The sequence below is a fragment of the Pseudomonas sp. GW821-FHT07F05 genome, assembly GCF_059418765.1.
The window spans coordinates 87,735-107,972 of record NZ_JBWKQL010000016.1; the positions used below are offsets into that span (position 1 = coordinate 87,735).

Annotated in this window: 17 protein-coding genes; all 17 read left to right on the forward strand. The window is 60.7% G+C overall.

The window, feature by feature from the left end; translation table 11 throughout:
* Nucleotides 1-76: 76 nt before the first annotated feature.
* The 17 genes from AC07RO_RS24255 (at nt 77) to nuoN (ending at nt 19,964) form a co-directional block, all read left to right on the forward strand.
* Nucleotides 77-1,243: a ribosomal protein uL16 3-hydroxylase gene (locus tag AC07RO_RS24255; RefSeq protein ID WP_192174842.1), complete on the forward strand. Its 1,167-nt coding sequence runs from the start codon at nt 77-79 to the stop codon at nt 1,241-1,243.
* Nucleotides 1,236-1,661 carry a GNAT family N-acetyltransferase gene (locus tag AC07RO_RS24260; RefSeq protein WP_282370064.1) on the forward strand — a complete coding sequence of 142 codons (426 nt, stop codon included), beginning with the start codon at nt 1,236-1,238 and terminating at the stop codon, nt 1,659-1,661. The genes AC07RO_RS24255 and AC07RO_RS24260 overlap by 8 nt, the downstream gene beginning before the upstream one ends.
* A 163-nt stretch (nt 1,662-1,824) precedes the next feature.
* Nucleotides 1,825-2,613 (forward strand): secretin N-terminal domain-containing protein, encoded by a 789-nt coding sequence (locus AC07RO_RS24265; protein ID WP_495087258.1) that lies wholly within the window; start codon nt 1,825-1,827, stop codon nt 2,611-2,613.
* Between the two features lie 613 nt (nt 2,614-3,226).
* Nucleotides 3,227-4,552 carry an isocitrate lyase gene (aceA, locus tag AC07RO_RS24270; RefSeq protein ID WP_122625266.1) on the forward strand — a complete coding sequence of 442 codons (1,326 nt, stop codon included), beginning with the start codon at nt 3,227-3,229 and terminating at the stop codon, nt 4,550-4,552.
* A gap of 490 nt (nt 4,553-5,042) precedes the next feature.
* A complete protein-coding gene (locus AC07RO_RS24275; protein ID WP_037008823.1) occupies nt 5,043-5,456 on the forward strand; it encodes an NADH-quinone oxidoreductase subunit A in 414 nt (137 codons plus the stop codon).
* A 10-nt stretch (nt 5,457-5,466) separates the two neighbouring features.
* Nucleotides 5,467-6,141, forward strand: coding sequence for a NuoB/complex I 20 kDa subunit family protein (locus AC07RO_RS24280; RefSeq protein ID WP_065989126.1), 675 nt, complete (start codon nt 5,467-5,469; stop codon nt 6,139-6,141).
* A 74-nt stretch (nt 6,142-6,215) separates the two neighbouring features.
* Entirely contained in the window at nt 6,216-7,997 is a 1,782-nt protein-coding gene (nuoC, locus tag AC07RO_RS24285) for an NADH-quinone oxidoreductase subunit C/D (protein ID WP_122536330.1), read from the forward strand.
* Nucleotides 7,998-7,999: 2 nt separating this feature from the next.
* A complete protein-coding gene (gene nuoE, locus AC07RO_RS24290) occupies nt 8,000-8,497 on the forward strand; it encodes an NADH-quinone oxidoreductase subunit NuoE (protein ID WP_495087259.1) in 498 nt (165 codons plus the stop codon).
* Nucleotides 8,494-9,852, forward strand: coding sequence for an NADH-quinone oxidoreductase subunit NuoF (nuoF, locus tag AC07RO_RS24295; protein WP_192174847.1), 1,359 nt, complete (start codon nt 8,494-8,496; stop codon nt 9,850-9,852). The genes nuoE and nuoF overlap by 4 nt, the downstream gene beginning before the upstream one ends.
* Before the next feature lie 134 nt (nt 9,853-9,986).
* On the forward strand, nt 9,987-12,698 hold the full coding sequence (gene nuoG / locus AC07RO_RS24300) for an NADH-quinone oxidoreductase subunit NuoG (protein ID WP_495087260.1): 2,712 nt from the start codon (nt 9,987-9,989) through the stop codon (nt 12,696-12,698).
* The gene (gene nuoH / locus AC07RO_RS24305) at nt 12,695-13,684 is read left to right on the forward strand and encodes an NADH-quinone oxidoreductase subunit NuoH (RefSeq protein WP_037008811.1); all 990 of its coding nucleotides are present in this window, start codon (nt 12,695-12,697) and stop codon (nt 13,682-13,684) included. Before nuoG ends, nuoH begins: the two co-directional genes overlap by 4 nt.
* A gap of 11 nt (nt 13,685-13,695) precedes the next feature.
* A complete protein-coding gene (gene nuoI / locus AC07RO_RS24310) occupies nt 13,696-14,244 on the forward strand; it encodes an NADH-quinone oxidoreductase subunit NuoI (protein ID WP_037008808.1) in 549 nt (182 codons plus the stop codon).
* A 9-nt stretch (nt 14,245-14,253) separates the two neighbouring features.
* A complete protein-coding gene (gene nuoJ, locus AC07RO_RS24315; RefSeq protein WP_037008804.1) occupies nt 14,254-14,754 on the forward strand; it encodes an NADH-quinone oxidoreductase subunit J in 501 nt (166 codons plus the stop codon).
* A gap of 4 nt (nt 14,755-14,758) precedes the next feature.
* Nucleotides 14,759-15,070 (forward strand): NADH-quinone oxidoreductase subunit NuoK, encoded by a 312-nt coding sequence (nuoK, locus tag AC07RO_RS24320; RefSeq protein ID WP_065989117.1) that lies wholly within the window; start codon nt 14,759-14,761, stop codon nt 15,068-15,070.
* Nucleotides 15,067-16,914 carry an NADH-quinone oxidoreductase subunit L gene (gene nuoL / locus AC07RO_RS24325; protein WP_172611451.1) on the forward strand — a complete coding sequence of 616 codons (1,848 nt, stop codon included), beginning with the start codon at nt 15,067-15,069 and terminating at the stop codon, nt 16,912-16,914. Before nuoK ends, nuoL begins: the two co-directional genes overlap by 4 nt.
* Nucleotides 16,915-16,966: 52 nt before the next feature.
* Nucleotides 16,967-18,499, forward strand: coding sequence for an NADH-quinone oxidoreductase subunit M (gene nuoM / locus AC07RO_RS24330; protein ID WP_282370096.1), 1,533 nt, complete (start codon nt 16,967-16,969; stop codon nt 18,497-18,499).
* 7 nt (nt 18,500-18,506) lie between these two features.
* Nucleotides 18,507-19,964 (forward strand): NADH-quinone oxidoreductase subunit NuoN, encoded by a 1,458-nt coding sequence (gene nuoN, locus AC07RO_RS24335; protein ID WP_192174849.1) that lies wholly within the window; start codon nt 18,507-18,509, stop codon nt 19,962-19,964.
* Nucleotides 19,965-20,238: the final 274 nt, after the last annotated feature.

Sequence of the window (20,238 nt, forward strand, 5' to 3'; positions counted from 1 at the left end):
CACACGCTCTGAACGCCCGGCTGAGCCGGGCGTTTTTATTCCCGTCGTAAAAACTCGTTTTTTCAATAGGTTACACATGAATCCTGACATCCCTCTTCAGCTCCTAGGTGGCATCACAGCGCGCGAGTTCCTGCGTGACTACTGGCAGAAGAAACCTTTGCTGATCCGTCAGGCCATTCCGGATTTCCAGAGCCCGATCGACGCCGACGAACTGGCGGGCCTGGCGCTGGAAGAAGAAGTTGAATCGCGCCTGGTCATCGAGAAAGGCGAGCGCCCGTGGGAGCTGCGCCGCGGCCCGTTCGCCGAAGACGAATTCAGCAAACTGCCGGAGCGTGAGTGGACCTTGCTGGTCCAGGCCGTGGATCAGTTCGTGCCTGAAGTCAGCGAACTGCTGGAAAACTTCCGCTTCCTGCCGAGCTGGCGCATCGATGACGTGATGATCAGCTACGCCGCGCCAGGCGGCAGCGTGGGTCCGCATTTCGACAACTACGACGTGTTCCTGCTGCAGGGTCACGGCAAGCGTCACTGGCAGATCGGTCAGATGTGCGACGCCGAGAGCCAACTGCTCGAGCACGCCGACCTGCGCATCCTCGCCGACTTCCAGGGTACCGACGAGTGGACGCTGGAACCGGGCGACATGCTCTATCTGCCCCCGCGTCTGGCCCACTGCGGCGTCGCCGTGGATGAGTGCCTGACGTATTCGGTGGGCTTCCGCGCGCCAAGCGCCGCTGAAGTGCTGACCCACTTCACGGACTTCCTCAGCCAGTTCATGTCTGAAGAAGAACGCTACACCGATGCCGACGCGCAACCGGTGAGCGATCCGCACCAGATTCAGCGTGATGCCCTCGACCGCCTGAAAGGCTTGCTGGCCGAGCACATGGGTGACGAGCGCCTGCTGCTGACCTGGTTCGGCCAGTTCATGACCGAGCCTCGTTATCCCGAGCTGGTGGTCGGCCCGGAACTGGCCGAGAGCGAGCTGCTCGACAGTCTGGAACAGGGCGCCGTGCTGATCCGCAACCCGAGCGCGCGACTGGCGTGGTCGGAAGTCGACGACGACCTGCTGCTGTTCGCCAGCGGTCAGAGCCGTCTGTTGCCGGGCCATCTGCGCGAACTGTTGAAAATGATCTGTGCAGCCGATGCGCTGCATATCGACAATCTGGGCCAATGGCTGGCAGATGACGATGGACGTAACCTGCTCTGTGAGCTGGTCAAACAAGGAAGTCTGGGGTTTGCTGATGAATAAGATCCACGTACGGGTAGCCGACTGGCAGAAAGACAACGCCGACATCCGGCGCATTCGCGACGCTGTATTCGTGTCCGAGCAGTCGGTGCCGCCCGAACTGGAATGGGACTCGGAAGATGCAGACGCTCTGCATTTTCTGGCGCTGGAAGGCGATTACGCCGTGGGCACCGCGCGCCTGTTGCCGGATGGTGAGTTCGGCCGGTTGTCCGTGCTCAAGGACTGGCGTGGCCTGAACGTGGGTGAAGCGTTGATCACCGCGATCCTCGCCGAAGCAGAGCGCCGCGGCCTGAAACAGCAGCGGCTCAGCGCTCAGGTTCATGCCACGGCACTCTACGAGCGCTTCGGCTTTAGCGTGGTCAGCGACGAGTTCCTCGAAGCCGGCCTGCCCCACGTGGATATGGTGCGCGACTCGCACTGATTGCCCATAGCTGCACCCGGCGCCCCGGCGTTCGCGCCTCAGCTGTCTATGCTGAAACGCGAGCACCGGGGCGTTTTGCTGCCCGCGATTCAACTTGGTGCTGCGCGGGCCGACAAACTGGCAAACTCGTCGTTCAGACGCGCCCCTCGCGGAGACCACATCGATGTCATTACGCACCCTCCTCGCTTCACTGTTGTTGGCTTGCAGCTTCACGGCTGCGGCCGCCACTGAAGTCATCCCCCTGAATTACCGCACCACCGACGATCTGCTGCCCACCGCAAAGTCTTTCCTTGGTAACGAAGGCAGCGTCAATGCCTATGGCAACAAGCTGATCGTCAACGCCGAACCGGACAAGATCAGCGAACTGCGTGACCTGCTCGGTCAACTCGATACCGCGCCCAAGCGACTGATGATCAGCGTCGACACCAGTGACAGCACGGTCCAGAGCGACCAGGGTTACTCGGTCAATGGCACCGTGCGTTCCCAGGACGGACGCATCAGCGCCGACGGCCGCACGCGCATCCAGAATTACGGCACCGCCAGTCGCGACGGTGGCGTGCAACAGGTTCAGGCCAACGAAGGGACGCCGGCGCTGATTCAGATGGGCCAGAGCATACCGATCACCACGGTGCAGTCCGATGGCTATGGCTACCCGCAGACCAACACGCAGTATCGAAACGTGACCCAGGGCTTCTACGTCACCGCGACGGTCACCGGTGACATCGTCCACCTGAGCATCAGCACCAACAACGACCGCATGAGCCAGCAACAGGCCGACGCGATCAAGGTGCAGAGCACCGACACGCAAGTCAGCGGTCGGCTGGGTGAGTGGATCACGCTGGCCGGCGCCAGCGATCAGTCCCGCGCCGACGAGCATGGCGTCGTCCGACGCTATTCGACACAGGGCAGCAATGACATGCAGCTGCGGGTGAAGGTTGATAGCCTGGATTGAGATGATGTGATCGCCAGTTATTGCGCACACCTTGTGGGAGTGAGCTTGCTCACGAAGTGGCCGGTACAACCAATGGCTCTCTGGTGGCTGACAAAAGGCTTTCGCGAGCAAGCTCGCTCCCACATGGACCGTGGCCATCCGTGCTATTCCTGTTAGATACCGCCAATTATGTAGTGCCCGATCCGGCACTACATCCTGCCTCCATACCGTGACCGCCCAGTATCCACGCTGACTTCCCCTTCTCAGCACTCACACGCCTGAAACTGACCGACAAGTCGCATTAGACGAAGGATGTAGTGCTCTCAAAAAAGCACTACAAAATATTTGACGAGGCAAAATCGGCGAGGCATGATGGCCTCGCTCCCGCTGATCGGAGGTCGTGCAGAACGCCTCCTGATCGCGCTCGAACTCAGCATGTTCGTGCCGATTAGCGTCATTTCCGCCCAAAAGGCAGCTTCATCGCCTCATCATCCTGATGGCGAAAAAATCTGACTGAGAATCCATGCTTTCCGATTCAGTGAGCAGCCATCAGTGCGCCTTGAAGAAACCCGGCGCCGGCGAAGCAAGGAGCTTCACCTCAAGACCCACAACACCAAGCAACGAGGTTTACCCCATGGCACTGACACGCGAACAACAAATTGCAGCCATCGAGAAAGACTGGGCCGAGAATCCACGCTGGAAAGGCGTAACCCGCACCTACTCCGCTGCTGACGTCGTCCGCCTGCGTGGCTCGGTTCAGCCTGAACACACGTTTGCAAAGCTGGGCGCTGACAAGCTGTGGAACCTGGTGACCCAGGGCGCCAAGCCGTCCTTCCGACCCGACAAGGATTTCGTCAACTGCATGGGCGCCCTCACCGGCGGTCAGGCCGTGCAACAAGTCAAAGCCGGCATCCAGGCGATTTACCTGTCTGGCTGGCAAGTCGCGGCGGACAACAACTCCGCCGAATCGATGTACCCCGATCAGTCGCTGTACCCGGTGGACTCTGTGCCAACCGTGGTCAAGCGCATCAATAACTCGTTCCGCCGTGCTGACCAGATCCAATGGAAAGCCGGCAAGAACCCGGGCGACGAAGGCTATATCGATTACTTCGCGCCGATCGTGGCCGACGCCGAAGCCGGTTTCGGCGGCGTGCTTAACGCCTACGAACTGATGAAGAGCATGATCGAGGCAGGCGCTGCCGGCGTGCACTTCGAAGACCAACTGGCGTCCGTGAAAAAATGCGGTCACATGGGCGGCAAGGTGCTGGTTCCCACCCAGGAAGCCGTACAGAAACTGGTGGCTGCCCGCCTGGCGGCTGACGTTGCCGGCGTGCCGACCATCATTCTGGCGCGTACCGATGCCAACGCCGCAGACCTGCTGACCTCGGACTGCGACCCGTATGACCAGCCGTTCGTGACCGGCACCCGCACGCCGGAAGGCTTCTACAAAGTACGAGCCGGCCTCGACCAGGCGATTGCCCGCGGCCTGGCGTACGCGCCATATGCCGATCTGATCTGGTGTGAAACCGCCAAGCCGGATCTGGACGAGGCCCGTCGCTTCGCCGAAGCGATCAAAAAGGAATACCCGGATCAGCTGCTGTCCTATAACTGCTCGCCCTCCTTCAACTGGAAGAAGAATCTGGACGACGCGACCATCGCCAAATTCCAGCGCGAGCTGTCGGCAATGGGCTACAAGCATCAGTTCATCACGCTGGCCGGCATCCACAACATGTGGCACAGCATGTTCAACCTGGCGCACGACTACGCCCGCAACGACATGACCGCCTACGTGAAACTGCAAGAACAGGAGTTTGCCGACGCCGCCAAGGGCTACACCTTCGTAGCGCACCAGCAGGAAGTGGGCACCGGCTACTTCGATGACATGACCACGGTCATTCAGGGCGGCAAGTCTTCAGTGACCGCACTGACGGGCTCGACGGAAGAAGAACAGTTCCATTAAGCCACTACGCAATAGGAATTCAGAGGCCGCCTACGGGCGGCTTTCTGATGACAGTGAGGGATTTAACCTACGTTGCCAGTCAACTATTAACGATAGACAACTCAAATCAGCGCCTAAAAGTTAATTAACCACACACTCAATAACCGTCTTCCTCTCCCGGCTAATTAAACGGGAACTTCGTCACCTTCCAGTGACACACATCAAATAGAGCCGCCAAATGATATTTATTATCATTTAAGTCAGGCCGAACTGTCGCCGCGCCGTAAGAAACAGATTTCTCCAAACCCTCTTCGATGCCCGCCCCCGCTGGGGCTAAGCATGAAAACCGTGACCTATCTCATTAATCCTGCGAATAAATTTGATGCAGAAAATTTACTTGCCCTCCTTTTGCACATAAAATCCCGGAATTGATCGCACTGCGACATATCGTCACTGCTTCTACTTCTTTTCCAAGCCCAGAGACCTTTGCTCTCTGTTAAGGACTGCCAGCATGCCCGACTCGACAGGATTGATTGCCCACAATTGGGGCTTCGCCGTGTTTCTCCTTGGTGTCGTCGGCCTCTGCGCCTTCATGCTCGGCCTTTCCAGCCTGCTGGGTTCCAAAGCCTGGGGCCGCAGTAAAAACGAACCGTTCGAATCCGGCATGCTGCCCACCGGCGGCGCCCGTCTGCGGCTCTCGGCAAAATTCTATCTGGTCGCGATGCTCTTCGTGATTTTCGACATTGAAGCCCTCTTTCTGTACGCCTGGTCTGTGTCCGTCCGCGAAAGCGGCTGGACCGGCTTCGCCGAAGCGCTCGTTTTCATAGCAATTCTGTTGGCAGGTCTTGTCTACCTATGGCGGGTAGGGGCGCTCGATTGGGCTCCCGTTGGTCGTCGTAACCGGCAGGCGAAGCTAAAACAATGAGGCTTTGGCAATGCAATATAATCTCACCAGGATCGACCCGGATGCTCCTAACGAGCAGTACCCCATCGGCGAACGCGAAGTCGTTTCCGATCCGTTAGAAGACCAAGTCCACAAAAACATCTACATGGGCAAGCTCGAAGACGTGCTGAATGGCGCGGTCAACTGGGGTCGCAAGAACTCCCTTTGGCCGTACAACTTCGGCCTGTCGTGCTGCTATGTGGAAATGACCACCGCCTTCACGGCGCCCCACGACATCGCGCGATTCGGCGCTGAAGTGATCCGGGCATCGCCGCGCCAAGCGGATTTCATGGTCATCGCCGGCACCCCGTTTCTGAAGATGGCCCCGATCATCCAGCGCCTCTATGAGCAAATGCTGGAGCCCAAGTGGGTCATCTCCATGGGCGCCTGTGCCAACTCCGGTGGCATGTATGACATCTATTCCGTGGTTCAGGGCGTGGATAAATTCCTCCCTGTGGATGTTTACGTGCCCGGCTGCCCGCCCCGTCCAGAGGCATTTCTGCAAGGCTTGATGCTGTTGCAGGAATCCATTGGCCAGGAGCGTCGTCCCCTTTCCTGGGTCGTCGGTGATCAGGGCGTTTATCGCGCCGAGATGCCGTCGCAGAAGGAACAGCGCCGCGAACAGCGTATTGCGGTGACCAACCTGCGCAGCCCCGACGAAGTCTGATCCAGTTTTTCTTTTACAAAAAGAAGCCTGAACCTGGGTTCATTCTGTACGTTGACCGATAGCGATCGAGACCTATGACTGCAGACACCGCTCTGTACATCCCGCCTCACAAGGCTGACGACCAAGAGGTCGTCGTTGAACTCCATAACCGTTTTGGCGCTGAAGCCTTCAGCGCCCAGTCCACCGTCACTGGCATGCCCGTGCTGTGGGTGCAACGTGCCCGGCTGATCGAAATCCTGACCTTCCTGCGTCAGATGCCCAAGCCGTACGTGATGCTGTACGACCTGCACGGCGTCGACGAGCGCCTGCGCACCAAGCGCCGTGGCCTGCCCGACGCTGACTTCACCGTGTTCTATCACTTGATGTCGATAGAACGTAACAGCGACGTCATGATCAAGGTCGCGCTGTCCGAAAGCGACCTGAGCATGCCGACCGTGACCGGCATCTGGCCGAACGCCAACTGGTACGAGCGTGAAGTCTGGGACATGTTCGGGATCGACTTCCCGGGCCACCCGCACCTGACCCGCATCATGATGCCGCCGACCTGGGAAGGTCACCCGCTGCGCAAGGACTTTCCGGCCCGTGCCACCGAGTTCGATCCCTACAGCCTGACGCTGGCCAAGCAGCAACTGGAAGAGGAAGCCGCGCGTTTCCGTCCGGAAGACTGGGGCATGAAGCGTTCCGGCACCAATGAGGATTACATGTTCCTCAACCTGGGCCCGAACCACCCTTCGGCCCACGGTGCGTTCCGCATCATCCTGCAGCTGGACGGCGAAGAGATCGTCGACTGCGTGCCGGACATCGGTTACCACCACCGTGGCGCCGAGAAAATGGCCGAGCGCCAGTCCTGGCACAGCTATATTCCGTACACCGACCGCATCGATTACCTCGGCGGCGTGATGAATAACCTGCCGTACGTGCTCTCGGTCGAGAAACTGGCCGGCATCACCGTGCCGGATCGGGTCAACGTCATCCGCATCATGATGTCCGAGTTCTTCCGTATCACCAGCCACCTGCTGTTCCTGGGGACCTACATCCAGGACGTGGGCGCCATGACCCCGGTGTTCTTCACGTTCACCGACCGTCAGCGCGCCTACACCGTGATCGAAGCCGTCACCGGTTTCCGTCTGCACCCGGCCTGGTTCCGCATCGGCGGTGTCGCCCACGACCTGCCGCGCGGCTGGGAAAAACTGGTCAAGGATTTCATCGACTGGATGCCCAAGCGTCTCGACGAGTACACCAAGGCAGCGCTGCAGAACAGCATCCTCAAGGGTCGTACCGTCGGCGTCGCTGCGTACAACACCAAGGAAGCGCTGGAATGGGGCGTCACCGGGCCCAGCCTGCGCGCGACCGGTCTGGACTTCGACCTGCGCAAGGCACGTCCGTATTCGGGTTACGAGAACTTCGAATTCGAAGTGCCCCTGGCCCACGACGGCGACGCCTACGATCGCTGCATGGTCCGCGTCGAAGAGATGCGCCAGAGCCTGAAAATCATCGAGCAGTGCATGCGCAACATGCCAGCCGGCCCGTACAAGGCGGATCACCCGCTGACCACGCCGCCGCCGAAAGAACGCACCCTGCAGCACATCGAAACCCTGATCACCCACTTCCTGCAGGTTTCGTGGGGCCCGGTCATGCCGGCCAACGAATCCTTCCAGATGATCGAAGCGACCAAGGGCATCAACAGTTATTACCTGACGAGCGACGGCGGCACCATGAGCTACCGTACCCGGATTCGCACCCCAAGCTACCCGCACCTGCAGCAGATCCCTTCGGTGATCAAAGGCAGCATGGTCGCGGACTTGATTGCGTACCTGGGTAGTATCGATTTCGTTATGGCCGACGTGGACCGCTAAGCATGAACAGCACGCTTATCCAGACAGACCGTTTCGCCCTGAGCGAATCCGAGCGCTCGGCCATCGAGCACGAAATGCATCACTACGAGGACCCGCGCGCGGCGTCCATCGAAGCCCTGAAGATTGTTCAGAAGGAACGCGGCTGGGTGCCGGACGGCGCCATCTACGCAATCGGCGAAGTGCTGGGCATCCCTGCCAGCGACGTTGAAGGCGTGGCGACGTTCTATAGCCAGATCTTCCGTCAGCCGGTAGGCCGCCACATCATTCGCGTCTGCAACAGCATGGTCTGTTTCATCGCGGGTCACGAAGACATCGTCAGCGAGATTCAGAGCACGCTGGGCATCGGCCTGGGTCAGACCACCGCCGACGGCCGCTTCACGCTGCTGCCGGCCTGCTGCCTGGGCAACTGCGACAAGGCGCCGGCGGTCATGATCGACGACGACACTTTCGGCAATCTACAGCCTGCGGGCGTCGCCCCGCTGCTGGAGGGTTACGTATGACCATCACTTCCTTCGGCCCCGCCAACCTCATCACCCGCGCTCCGGAAACCCATCCGCTGACCTGGCGTCTGCGCGATGACGGCGAGCCGGTGTGGCTCGACGAATACCAGAAGAAAGACGGTTACGCAGCGGCGCGCAAAGCGTTCGCCACGCTGTCGCCTGACGAAATCGTCCAGGCCGTCAAAGACTCCGGCCTTAAGGGTCGCGGCGGCGCAGGCTTCCCCACGGGCGTGAAGTGGGGGCTGATGCCCAAAGACGAATCCATGAACATCCGTTACCTGCTGTGTAACGCCGATGAAATGGAGCCGAACACCTGGAAGGACCGCATGCTGATGGAGCAACAGCCCCATCTGCTGATCGAAGGCATGCTGATCAGTGCACGCGCGCTGAAGGCCTACCGCGGTTACATCTTCCTGCGCGGCGAGTACACCACTGCGGCCGTGCACCTGCGCCGTGCGGTAAAAGAAGCCGAAGCGGCCGGCCTGCTGGGCAAGAACATCCTCGGCAGCGGTTTTGATTTCGAGCTGATCGTGCACACCGGCGCAGGGCGTTACATCTGCGGCGAAGAAACCGCACTGATCAACTCCCTCGAAGGCCGTCGCGCCAACCCGCGTTCCAAGCCACCCTTCCCTGCCGCCGTTGGCGTATGGGGCAAGCCGACCTGCGTAAACAACGTCGAGACGCTGTGCAACGTCCCGGCCATCGTCAACAACGGCAACGACTGGTACAAGTCCCTCGCCCGCGAAGGCAGCGAAGACCACGGCACCAAGCTGATGGGTTTCTCCGGCAAGGTGAAGAACCCCGGCCTGTGGGAATTGCCATTCGGCCTGCCGGCCCGCGAGCTGTTCGAAGACTACGCCGGCGGCATGCGCGACGGCTTCAAGCTCAAGTGCTGGCAGCCCGGCGGCGCCGGTACCGGCTTCCTGTTGCCGGAACACCTCGACTGCCAGTTCTACGCCGGCGGCGTGGCCAAGGTCGGCACCCGGATGGGTACCGGTCTGGCGATGGCGGTGGACGACAAGGTCAACATGGTGTCGCTGCTGCGCAACATGGAAGAGTTCTTCGCCCAGGAGTCGTGCGGGTTCTGCACGCCATGCCGCGATGGCTTGCCGTGGAGCGTGAAGATGCTGCGCGCCCTCGAGAACGGCCAGGGTCAACCGGGCGATATCGAGACGCTGCTGGGGTTGGTTAACTTCCTCGGCCCAGGCAAAACCTTCTGCGCCCACGCACCGGGCGCCGTGGAACCTCTGGGCAGCGCGATCAAGTACTTCCGGCCGGAATTCGAGGCAGGCATCGCACCGACACGTGCGGGCGACCTCAATCAGGTCATCAGTCCGACCATGGTCGGCGCATAACACAATAAACGGTCGGCGGCTCACAAGGCCGCCTTCCCTGCATCCGACGACGCCGCGAGGCTGTTTGAGTCGGATGGCACCGAGATTCCATTAGCCACGCCCGCTGACACCGGGCCAACGAAGAACTTTGAACCATGGCCACTATCCACGTAGACGGCAAAGCGCTCGAAGTCGATGGCGCAGACAACCTGTTACAGGCATGTCTGTCGCTGGGCCTCGACATCCCTTATTTCTGCTGGCATCCGGCACTTGGCAGTGTTGGCGCCTGTCGCCAGTGCGCGGTCAAGCAGTACACCGACGAGAACGACACCCGTGGTCGTATCGTCATGTCCTGCATGACGCCCGCCACTGACAACACCTGGATCTCCATCGAAGACGACGAATCCAAGGCGTTTCGCGCCAGCGTCGTCGAATGGCTGATGACCAACCACCCGCACGACTGCCCGGTCTGCGAGGAAGGCGGTCACTGTCATTTGCAGGACATGACGGTGATGACCGGCCACAACGAGCGCCGCTATCGCTTCACCAAGCGTACTCACCAGAACCAGGAACTGGGGCCGTTCATCGCACACGAGATGAACCGCTGCATCGCCTGCTATCGCTGCGTGCGCTTCTATAAGGACTACGCCGGCGGTACTGACCTCGGCGTGTTTGGCGCCCACGACAACGTGTACTTCGGTCGCGTTGAAGACGGCACCCTGGAAAGCGAATTCTCCGGCAACCTCACCGAGGTCTGCCCGACCGGTGTATTCACCGACAAGACCCACTCCGAGCGCTACAACCGGAAATGGGACATGCAGTTCTCGCCGAGCATCTGCCACGGCTGCTCAAGCGGCTGCAACATCAGCCCGGGCGAACGTTATGGCGAAATCCGCCGTATCGAAAACCGCTACAACGGTTCGGTGAACCAGTATTTCCTCTGCGACCGTGGCCGTTTCGGTTATGGCTACGTCAACCGCACGGACCGTCCGCGCCAGCCGCTGGCCGAAGGCATCAAGCTGGGCCTGGACGCTGCGCTGGACAAGGCCGCTGACCTGCTGCGCGGGCGCAACATCGTCGGCATCGGTTCGCCCCGCGCCAGCCTGGAAAGCAACTTCGCCCTGCGCGAACTGGTCGGCGCCGAGCATTTCTACTCGGGCATCGAAGCCGGGGAGCTGGAGCGTCTGCGCCTGATCGCCGAAGTGCTGAAAGACAGCCCGCTGCCGATCCCGACCCTGCGTGAAGTCGAAGAGCACGACGCCGTGTTCATCCTTGGCGAAGACGTCACCCAGACCGCTGCGCGCATGGCCCTCGGCTTGCGTCAGTCGGTGAAGAACAAAGCCGAAGACATGGCCGCTGCGATGAAAGTCCAGCCATGGCTTGACGCTGCGGTGAAGAACATCGGTCAGCACGAGTTGAACCCTCTGTTCATCGCCAGCCTCACCGACACCCGCCTCGACGACATCGCCGAAGAGTGCGTGCACGCGGCGCCTGACGACCTGGCGCGCATCGGTTTCGCGGTGGCCCACGCCATCGACCCGAGCGCTCCGGCCGTTGTTGGCCTGGACAGCGAAGCGCTGGAACTGGCCGAGCGCATTGCCACCGCGTTGCTTGACGCCAAGCGCCCACTGATCGTCTCCGGCGCCTCGCTGGGTTCGAACGCGCTGATCGAAGCCGCGGCGAACATCGCCAAAGCCTTGAAGCTGCGCGACAAGCAGGGTTCGCTGAGCCTGATCGTGCCGGAAGCCAACAGCATGGGCCTGACCCTGTTCGGTGGCGACTCGGTCGACGCTGCGCTGCAAGCCGTGATTTCCGGTCAGGCCGACGCCATCGTCGTGCTGGAAAACGACCTGTTTACCCGCGTGGACGCGGCAACGGTCGACGCTGCATTGAAGGCCGCCAAAGTGGTCATCGTTGCCGATCACCAGAAGACCGCGACCACCGACCGCGCGCACCTGGTGCTGCCGGCTGCAAGCTTTGCCGAAGGCGACGGTACGCTGGTCAGCCAGGAAGGCCGCGCCCAGCGCTTCTTCCAGGTCTTTGATCCAACTTACCTGGACGCAAGCATTCTGGTTCACGAAGGCTGGCGCTGGCTGCATGCCCTGCGCGCTACCCTGTTGAATCAGCCGGTTGACTGGACTCAGCTCGACCACGTCACTGCCGCCTGCGCCGCCAGCAATCCGCAACTGGCCGGCATCGTCGGTGCTGCGCCGTCTGCTGCGTTCCGCATCAAGGGCCTGAAACTGGCTCGCGAGCCGCTTCGTTACAGCGGCCGGACCGCCATGCGCGCCAATATCAGCGTCCACGAACCGCGTACGCCGCAGGACAAAGACACTGCGTTCGCGTTCTCGATGGAAGGTTACTCGGGCTCTGCCGAACCCCGCTCCCAGGTGCCGTTCGCCTGGTCGCCGGGCTGGAACTCGCCACAGGCGTGGAACAAGTTCCAGGACGAAGTCGGTGGTCACCTGCGTGCCGGCGATCCGGGCGTGCGTCTGATCGAAAGCAGCGGCGACAAGCTGGGCTGGTTCGCCAATGTCCCGCGTGCCTTCTCCCCTGCACAAGGAACCTGGCAGGTCGTGCCGTTCTATCACCTGTTCGGCAGCGAGGAGACTTCCTCCAAAGCCGCGCCGGTTCAAGAGCGCATTCCTCAGGCGTATGTGGCGCTGGCCAAGTCCGAAGCGGACCGTCTGGGCGTCAACGACGGCGCACTGCTGAGCCTGAGCGTTGCCGGACAGACGCTACGTCTGCCGCTGCGCATCAGTGAAGAACTGGGCGCAGGCCTGGTGGCATTGCCGTCCGGTCTGGCGGGCATTCCTCCGGCGTTGTTCGGCAAAACCGTCGACGCACTGCAGGAGGCCGCTCAATGACCTGGTTCACCCCTGAAGTGATCGACTCGATCATCGCCGTCGTCAAGGCCATCGTGGTGCTGCTCGCCGTGGTGGTCTGCGGCGCGCTGCTCAGCTTCGTCGAACGTCGTCTGCTGGGCTGGTGGCAGGACCGTTACGGTCCGAACCGCGTCGGTCCGTTCGGCATGTTCCAGATCGCCGCCGACATGCTGAAGATGTTCTTTAAAGAGGACTGGAACCCGCCCTTCGTCGACCGGGTTATCTTCACCCTGGCGCCGGTGGTGGCCATGAGCGCGCTGTTGATCGCGTTTTCGGTCATCCCGGTGACCCAGACTTGGGTAGTCGCCGACCTGAACATCGGTCTGCTGTTCTTCTTCGCCATGGCCGGTCTGTCGGTCTATGCGGTGCTGTTCGCCGGTTGGTCATCGAACAACAAGTATGCCCTGCTGGGCAGCTTGCGTGCCTCGGCGCAGACCGTGTCGTACGAAGTGTTCCTCGGGCTGTCGCTGATGGGCATCGTGGTGCAGGTTGGTTCGTTCAACATGGGCGACATCGTCAAGTACCAAGCCGATCACCTGTGGTTCATCATTCCGCAGTTCTTCGGCTTCTGTACCTTCTTCATCGCTGGCGTCGCCGTGACTCACCGTCACCCGTTCGACCAGCCGGAAGCGGAACAGGAACTGGCCGACGGTTACCACATTGAATACGCCGGCATGAAATGGGGCATGTTCTTCGTCGGTGAGTACATCGGCATCATCCTGATCTCGGCGCTGCTGGTGACCCTGTTCTTCGGTGGCTGGCATGGCCCGTTCGATATCCTGCCGCAACTGTCGTTCATGTGGTTTGCCCTGAAAACCGCGTTCTTCATCATGCTGTTCATCCTGTTGCGTGCTTCGATCCCTCGTCCGCGTTATGACCAGGTGATGGATTTCAGCTGGAAGTTCTGCTTGCCACTGACCCTGATCAATTTGCTGGTGACCGCTGCGGTCGTCCTGGCGGCTCAGTGAGGATTTGACCCATGTTCAAATATATTGGCGACATCGTTAAGGGTACGGGTACCCAGCTGCGCAGCCTGATCATGGTCTTCGGCCATGGCTTCCGTAAGCGTGACACCCTGCAATATCCGGAAGAGCAGGTCTATCTGCCGCCGCGCTACCGTGGCCGCATCGTCCTGACCCGCGACCCCGACGGAGAAGAGCGCTGCGTGGCGTGCAACCTGTGCGCCGTGGCGTGCCCGGTGGGTTGCATCTCGCTGCAGAAGGCCGAGACCGACGACGGTCGTTGGTACCCGGAGTTCTTCCGCATCAATTTCTCGCGTTGCATCTTCTGCGGCATGTGTGAGGAAGCTTGCCCGACCACCGCGATCCAGCTGACACCGGATTTCGAGATGGCCGAGTTCAAACGTCAGGATCTGGTGTACGAGAAGGAAGATCTGCTGATCTCCGGCCCCGGCAAGAACCCTGATTACAACTTCTACCGCGTTGCGGGGATGGCCATCGCCGGCAAGCCGAAAGGCGATGCACAGAACGAAGCCCAGCCCATCAACGTCAAGAGCTTGCTGCCTTAAGGAAGAAAGATGGAATTCGCTTTCTATTTCGCATCCGGCATCGCTGTGGTGGCCACCCTTCGGGTGATCACCAACACGAACCCGGTGCACGCCCTGCTCTACCTGATCATTTCGCTGATCGCCGTGGCCATGACGTTCTTCAGTCTCGGTGCACCGTTTGCCGGTGCCCTGGAAGTCATCGCTTACGCGGGCGCCATCATGGTGCTGTTCGTCTTCGTGGTGATGATGCTGAACCTGGGCCCGGCCTCGGTTCAACAAGAACGCGCCTGGCTCAAACCCGGCATCTGGCTCGGCCCGATTCTGCTGGGCGGCCTGCTCCTGGCGGAATTGATTTACGTGCTGTTCGCCAACTCCACCGGCGCTTCCATCGGTCACACCACGGTGGACGCCAAAGCCGTCGGCATCAGCCTGTTCGGCCCTTACCTGCTGGTTGTCGAACTCGCCTCGATGCTGCTGCTTGCGGCAGCCGTGACGGCGTTCCATGTCGGCCGCAACGAGGCGAAGGAGTAAAGCCATGAACTCAGCAATTCCTCTGGAACATGGTCTGGCGGTCGCCGGCATCCTGTTCTGCCTCGGCCTGGCGGGCCTGTTGGTACGCCGCAACATTCTGTTCGTGTTGATGAGCCTGGAAATCATGATGAACGCAGCCGCGCTGGCCTTTGTGGTCGCGGGCAGCCGTTGGGCACAGCCTGACGGCCAGATCATGTTCATTCTGGTGATCAGCCTTGCCGCAGCCGAGGCCAGCATTGGCCTGGCGATCCTGCTGCAACTGTATCGCCGCTTCCACACGCTCGATATCGACGCTGCCAGCGAGATGCGCGGATGAACCTACTCTTTCTGACTTTCGTATTCCCCCTGATCGGTTTCCTGCTGCTGTCGTTTTCGCGCGGCAAATGGTCGGAAAACCTCTCAGCCCTGATCGGCGTGGGCTCCATTGGCCTGTCGGCCATCGTTGCCGCGTACGTAATCTTCCAGTTCAACGTCTCGCCACCCGAAGGCGGTCACCTGACCATGGTACTGTGGCGCTGGATGTCAGTGGACGGCTTCGAACCCAACTTCGCCCTGTATGTCGATGGCCTGTCCATCACCATGCTCGGTGTGGTGGTCGGCGTTGGCTTCCTGATTCACCTGTTCGCCTCGTGGTACATGCGCGGTGAAGACGGCTATTCGCGCTTCTTCGCCTACACCAACCTGTTCATTGCCAGCATGTTGTTCCTGATCCTGGGCGACAACCTGCTGTTCATCTACTTCGGTTGGGAAGGCGTGGGCCTGTGCTCGTACCTGTTGATCGGTTTCTATTACAGCAACCGCAACAACGGCAACGCAGCACTGAAAGCTTTCATCGTGACCCGCATCGGCGACGTGTTCATGGCCATCGGCCTGTTCATTCTGTTCCAGCAGCTGGGCACGCTGAACATTCAGGAACTGCTGGTCCGTGCACCACAGCACTTCAAGGTCGGTGATTTCTGGATCGTTCTGGCCACACTGATGCTGCTGGGCGGTGCTGTCGGTAAATCCGCGCAACTGCCGCTGCAAACCTGGCTGGCGGATGCGATGGCCGGTCCTACTCCGGTGTCGGCACTGATCCACGCCGCCACCATGGTGACCGCGGGCGTTTACCTGATCGCGCGGACCCACGGCCTGTTCATCCTCGCTCCGGACATCCTGCATCTGGTCGGCATTGTCGGCGGCGTGACCCTGGTGCTGGCGGGTTTCGCCGCACTGGTGCAGACCGACATCAAACGTATCCTCGCCTACTCGACCATGAGCCAGATCGGCTACATGTTCCTGGCGCTGGGCGTGGGTGCATGGGACGGCGCGATTTTCCACCTGATGACCCACGCCTTCTTCAAGGCGCTGCTGTTCCTCGCGTCCGGTGCGGTGATCGTTGCCTGCCACCACGAGCAGAACATCTTCAAGATGGGCGGTCTGTGGAAGAAACTGCCATTGGCCTACGCCAGCTTCATCGTCGGCGGCGCAGCGCTGTCGGCCTTGCCACTGGTCACTGCGGGTTTCTACTCCAAGGACGAAATCCTCTGGGAAGCGTTCGCCAGCGGTCATCAGTACCTGCTTTATGCCGGTCTGGTCGGTGCGTTCATGACCTCGCTGTACACCTTCCGCCTGATCTTCATCGCCTTCCACGGCGAAGCGAAGACCGAAGCCCACGCCGGCCATGGGATTTCCCACTGGTTGCCGCTGGGTGTGCTGATCGTGCTGTCGACGTTCATTGGCGCCTGGATTCATCCGCCACTGGCCGGCGTCCTGCCGGAAAGTGCGGGCCATGCGGGCGGCGAAGCCAAGCACAGTCTGGAAATCGCCTCGGGCGCCATCGCTCTGGCCGGTATCCTGCTGGCGGCGGTGCTGTTCCTCGGCAAGCGTCGTCTGGCCACGGCCATCGCCAACAGCGGTCCGGGTCGTTTCCTGTCTGCATGGTGGTTTGCGGCCTGGGGCTTCGACTGGGTGTATGACGTGCTGTTCGTCAAACCTTACCTGGCAATCAGCCGCCTGCTGCGTGGCGACCCGCTTGACCACACAATCGGCCTGATTCCGCGTCTGGTCAAAGCTGGCAACGGCTTGATGACCCGCACCGAAACCGGTCAGCTCCGTTGGTACGCCGCTTCGATCGCCGCAGGTGCCGTACTGGTACTCGGCGCGATTGTGCTGGTCTGATGAGTCGAACTGACATGAACCTTGCGACTTTGCGAAAGGAATTGAGCCCGTCATGATTCTGCCCTGGCTAATCCTGATCCCCTTCATCGGCGGCCTGCTGTGCTGGCAAGGTGAGCGCTTCGGCCCTACCCTGCCGCGCTGGATTGCGCTGTTGACCATGTCTCTCGAGACGATTCTGGGCCTGTGGGTCTGGAGCACCGGTACGTTTACCTACGCTCCAGTTCCGGGCGCCGATCCGACCTGGGCCCTTGAATTCAAGCTCCAGTGGATTCAGCGCTTCGGCATCAGCGTTCATCTGGCCCTCGATGGCCTGTCTCTGCTGATGATTCTGCTGACCGGCCTGCTGGGTATCCTCTCGGTACTCTGCTCGTGGAAAGAGATTCAACGTAACGTCGGCTTTTTCCACCTGAACCTGATGTGGATCCTGGGCGGTGTCGTCGGCGTGTTCCTCGCCATCGACCTGTTCATGTTCTTCTTCTTCTGGGAAATGATGCTGGTGCCGATGTACTTCCTCATCGCGCTCTGGGGTCACAGCTCGGCGGACGGCAAGAAGACGCGGATCTACGCAGCGACCAAGTTCTTCATCTTCACTCAGGCCAGCGGCCTGATTATGTTGGTGGCGATCCTGGGTCTGGTACTGGTGCACTTCAACCAGACCGGCGTGATCACCTTCGGCTACGCGGACCTGCTGAAAACCAAGCTGTCCCACGGCACCGAATACATCCTGATGCTGGGTTTCTTCATCGCGTTCGCGGTGAAGCTGCCGATCGTGCCGCTGCACTCCTGGTTGCCTGACGCTCACGCTCAGGCGCCGACCGCAGGTTCCGTGGACCTGGCGGGCATCCTGCTGAAGACCGCTGCGTATGGTCTGCTGCGTTTTGCGCTGCCGCTGTTCCCAAATGCGTCGGCCGAGTTCGCGCCGATCGCCATGGTGCTGGGCCTGATCGGTATCTTCTACGGTGCTTTCCTCGCCTTCGCCCAGACCGACATCAAGCGCCTGATCGCGTTTTCCAGCGTTTCGCACATGGGCTTCGTGCTGATCGGCATCTACTCCGGTAGCCAGCAGGCGCTGCAAGGCGTCGTCGTTCAGATGCTCGCTCACGGTCTGTCGGCTGCCGCGCTGTTTATCCTCAGCGGTCAGTTGTACGAGCGTCTGCACACCCGCGACATGCGCGAAATGGGTGGCCTGTGGAGCAAGATTGCGTACCTGCCGGCCATCAGCCTGTTCTTCGCCGCTGCGTCGCTGGGCCTGCCAGGCACCGGTAACTTCGTCGGTGAATTCCTGATCCTGATCGGCAGCTTTGTCAGCGCGCCGTGGATTACCGCCATCGCTACATCCGGTCTGGTGTTCGGTTCTGTCTACTCGCTGATCATGATCCACCGCGCCTACTTCGGCCCGGCCAAGTCCGACGCGGTCTACAAAGGCATGGACGGTCGGGAATTGATCATGGTGCTGGGTCTGGCGGTGTTGTTGATTCTGCTGGGCGTGTACCCGCAACCGATCCTCGACACATCCTCGGCGACCATGCATGGCGTGCAGCAATGGCTCGGCACCGCCTTCACTCAACTCGCTTCGGCCCGGTAAGAGCGCTATGGACCTGACGATTCAACACTTTATTGCGCTGGCGCCGCTGCTGATTACCAGCATCACCGTTGTGGTGGTGATGCTGGGCATCGCATGGCGTCGCAGTCACTCGCAATCATTCCTGCTGACGGTAGCGGGACTCAACCTGGCTTTGCTGTCCATCTACCCGGCGCTGAAAGTCGCGCCGCTGGTGGTCACGCCTTTGCTGCAGATCGACAGCTTCGCCTGCCTTTACATGGGCATCATTCTGGTGTCGACCCTGGCCTGCGTCACCCTGGCTCACGCCTACCTGGGTGAAGGCAAGGCGGGTTATCCGGGCAACCGCGAAGAACTTTACCTGCTGATCCTCATGGCTGCGGCCGGCGGGCTGGTGCTGGTCGCCGCGCAACACCTGGCAAGCCTGTTCATTGGTCTGGAGTTGCTGTCGGTGCCGGTCTACGGTCTGGTGGCTTACGCGTTCTTCAACAAGCGTTCGCTGGAAGGTGGCATCAAGTACATGGTGTTGTCGGCAGCCGGCTCGGCGTTCCTGCTGTTCGGTATGGCGCTGCTGTATGCCGAATCCGGCAGCCTGGGTTTCAGCGAAATCGGCAAGGCCATCGCCGCCACCGGCATGCCAAGCCCGATCGCCAGCCTGGGTCTGGGCATGATGCTGGTGGGTCTGGGCTTCAAGCTGTCGCTGGTGCCGTTCCACTTGTGGACACCGGACGTGTACGAAGGCGCCCCTGCCCCGGTAGCGGCTTTCCTCGCTACGGCCAGTAAGGTCGCGGTGTTCGGCGTGCTGGTTCGTCTGTTCCAGATCTCCCCGGCCGCCACCAGTGGCGTGCTGACGGACGTGATGTCGGTCATCGCCGTGGCGTCGATCCTCGTCGGTAACCTGCTGGCGCTGACGCAGAACAACCTCAAGCGTCTGCTGGGTTACTCGTCCATCGCGCACTTCGGTTACCTGATGATCGCGATGGTGGCGAGCAAGGGCATGGCGGTCGAGGCGATCAACGTCTATCTGGTCACCTACGTGCTGACCAGCCTGGGCGCGTTCGGCGTGGTCACGCTGATGTCGTCGCCTTACAGCGGCCGCGATGCCGACGCGATGTTCGAATACCGCGGCCTGTTCTGGCGTCGTCCGTACCTGACGGCGGTGCTGACCGTGATGATGCTGTCCCTGGCGGGTATCCCGCTGACGACGGGCTTCATCGGCAAGTTCTACATCATCGCAACCGGCGTCGAAGCGCACCTGTGGTGGCTGACCGGTTCGCTGGTCGTGGGCAGCGCCATTGGCGTGTTCTATTACCTGCGTGTGATGGTGACGTTGTACCTGCAAGACTCGAAGATCCAGCGACACGACGCTCCGTTCAACTGGGCGCAACGTGCAGGTGGTGTGATGCTGTTGGGGATTACGCTGCTGGCGTTCTTCCTGGGCGTTTATCCGCAACCGCTGCTGACCCTGGTGGGCCATGCGGGTTTGTGATGGTTGAGTGATGCACAAAAAACCCTGCCTTCGAGCAGGGTTTTTTTATGACTTTTGATTTTAGAGGATCAAGAGCGTCTGCCTAACGGCAGACATTTCGCCTTCGGCGAGTTACTTGGAAAAGTCGAAAGTCGCACCATCCCCAAGTAACCAAAGGTGCTTGCTCTCGGTTTGGTTCCTCCTTCGTCGGAATACCCTCACTCCGGTCTTGCTCCGTGGGCCCGCGCCGAACGGACATCCATGTCCTGACGGCGCTCTCGCCGCATCCATGCGG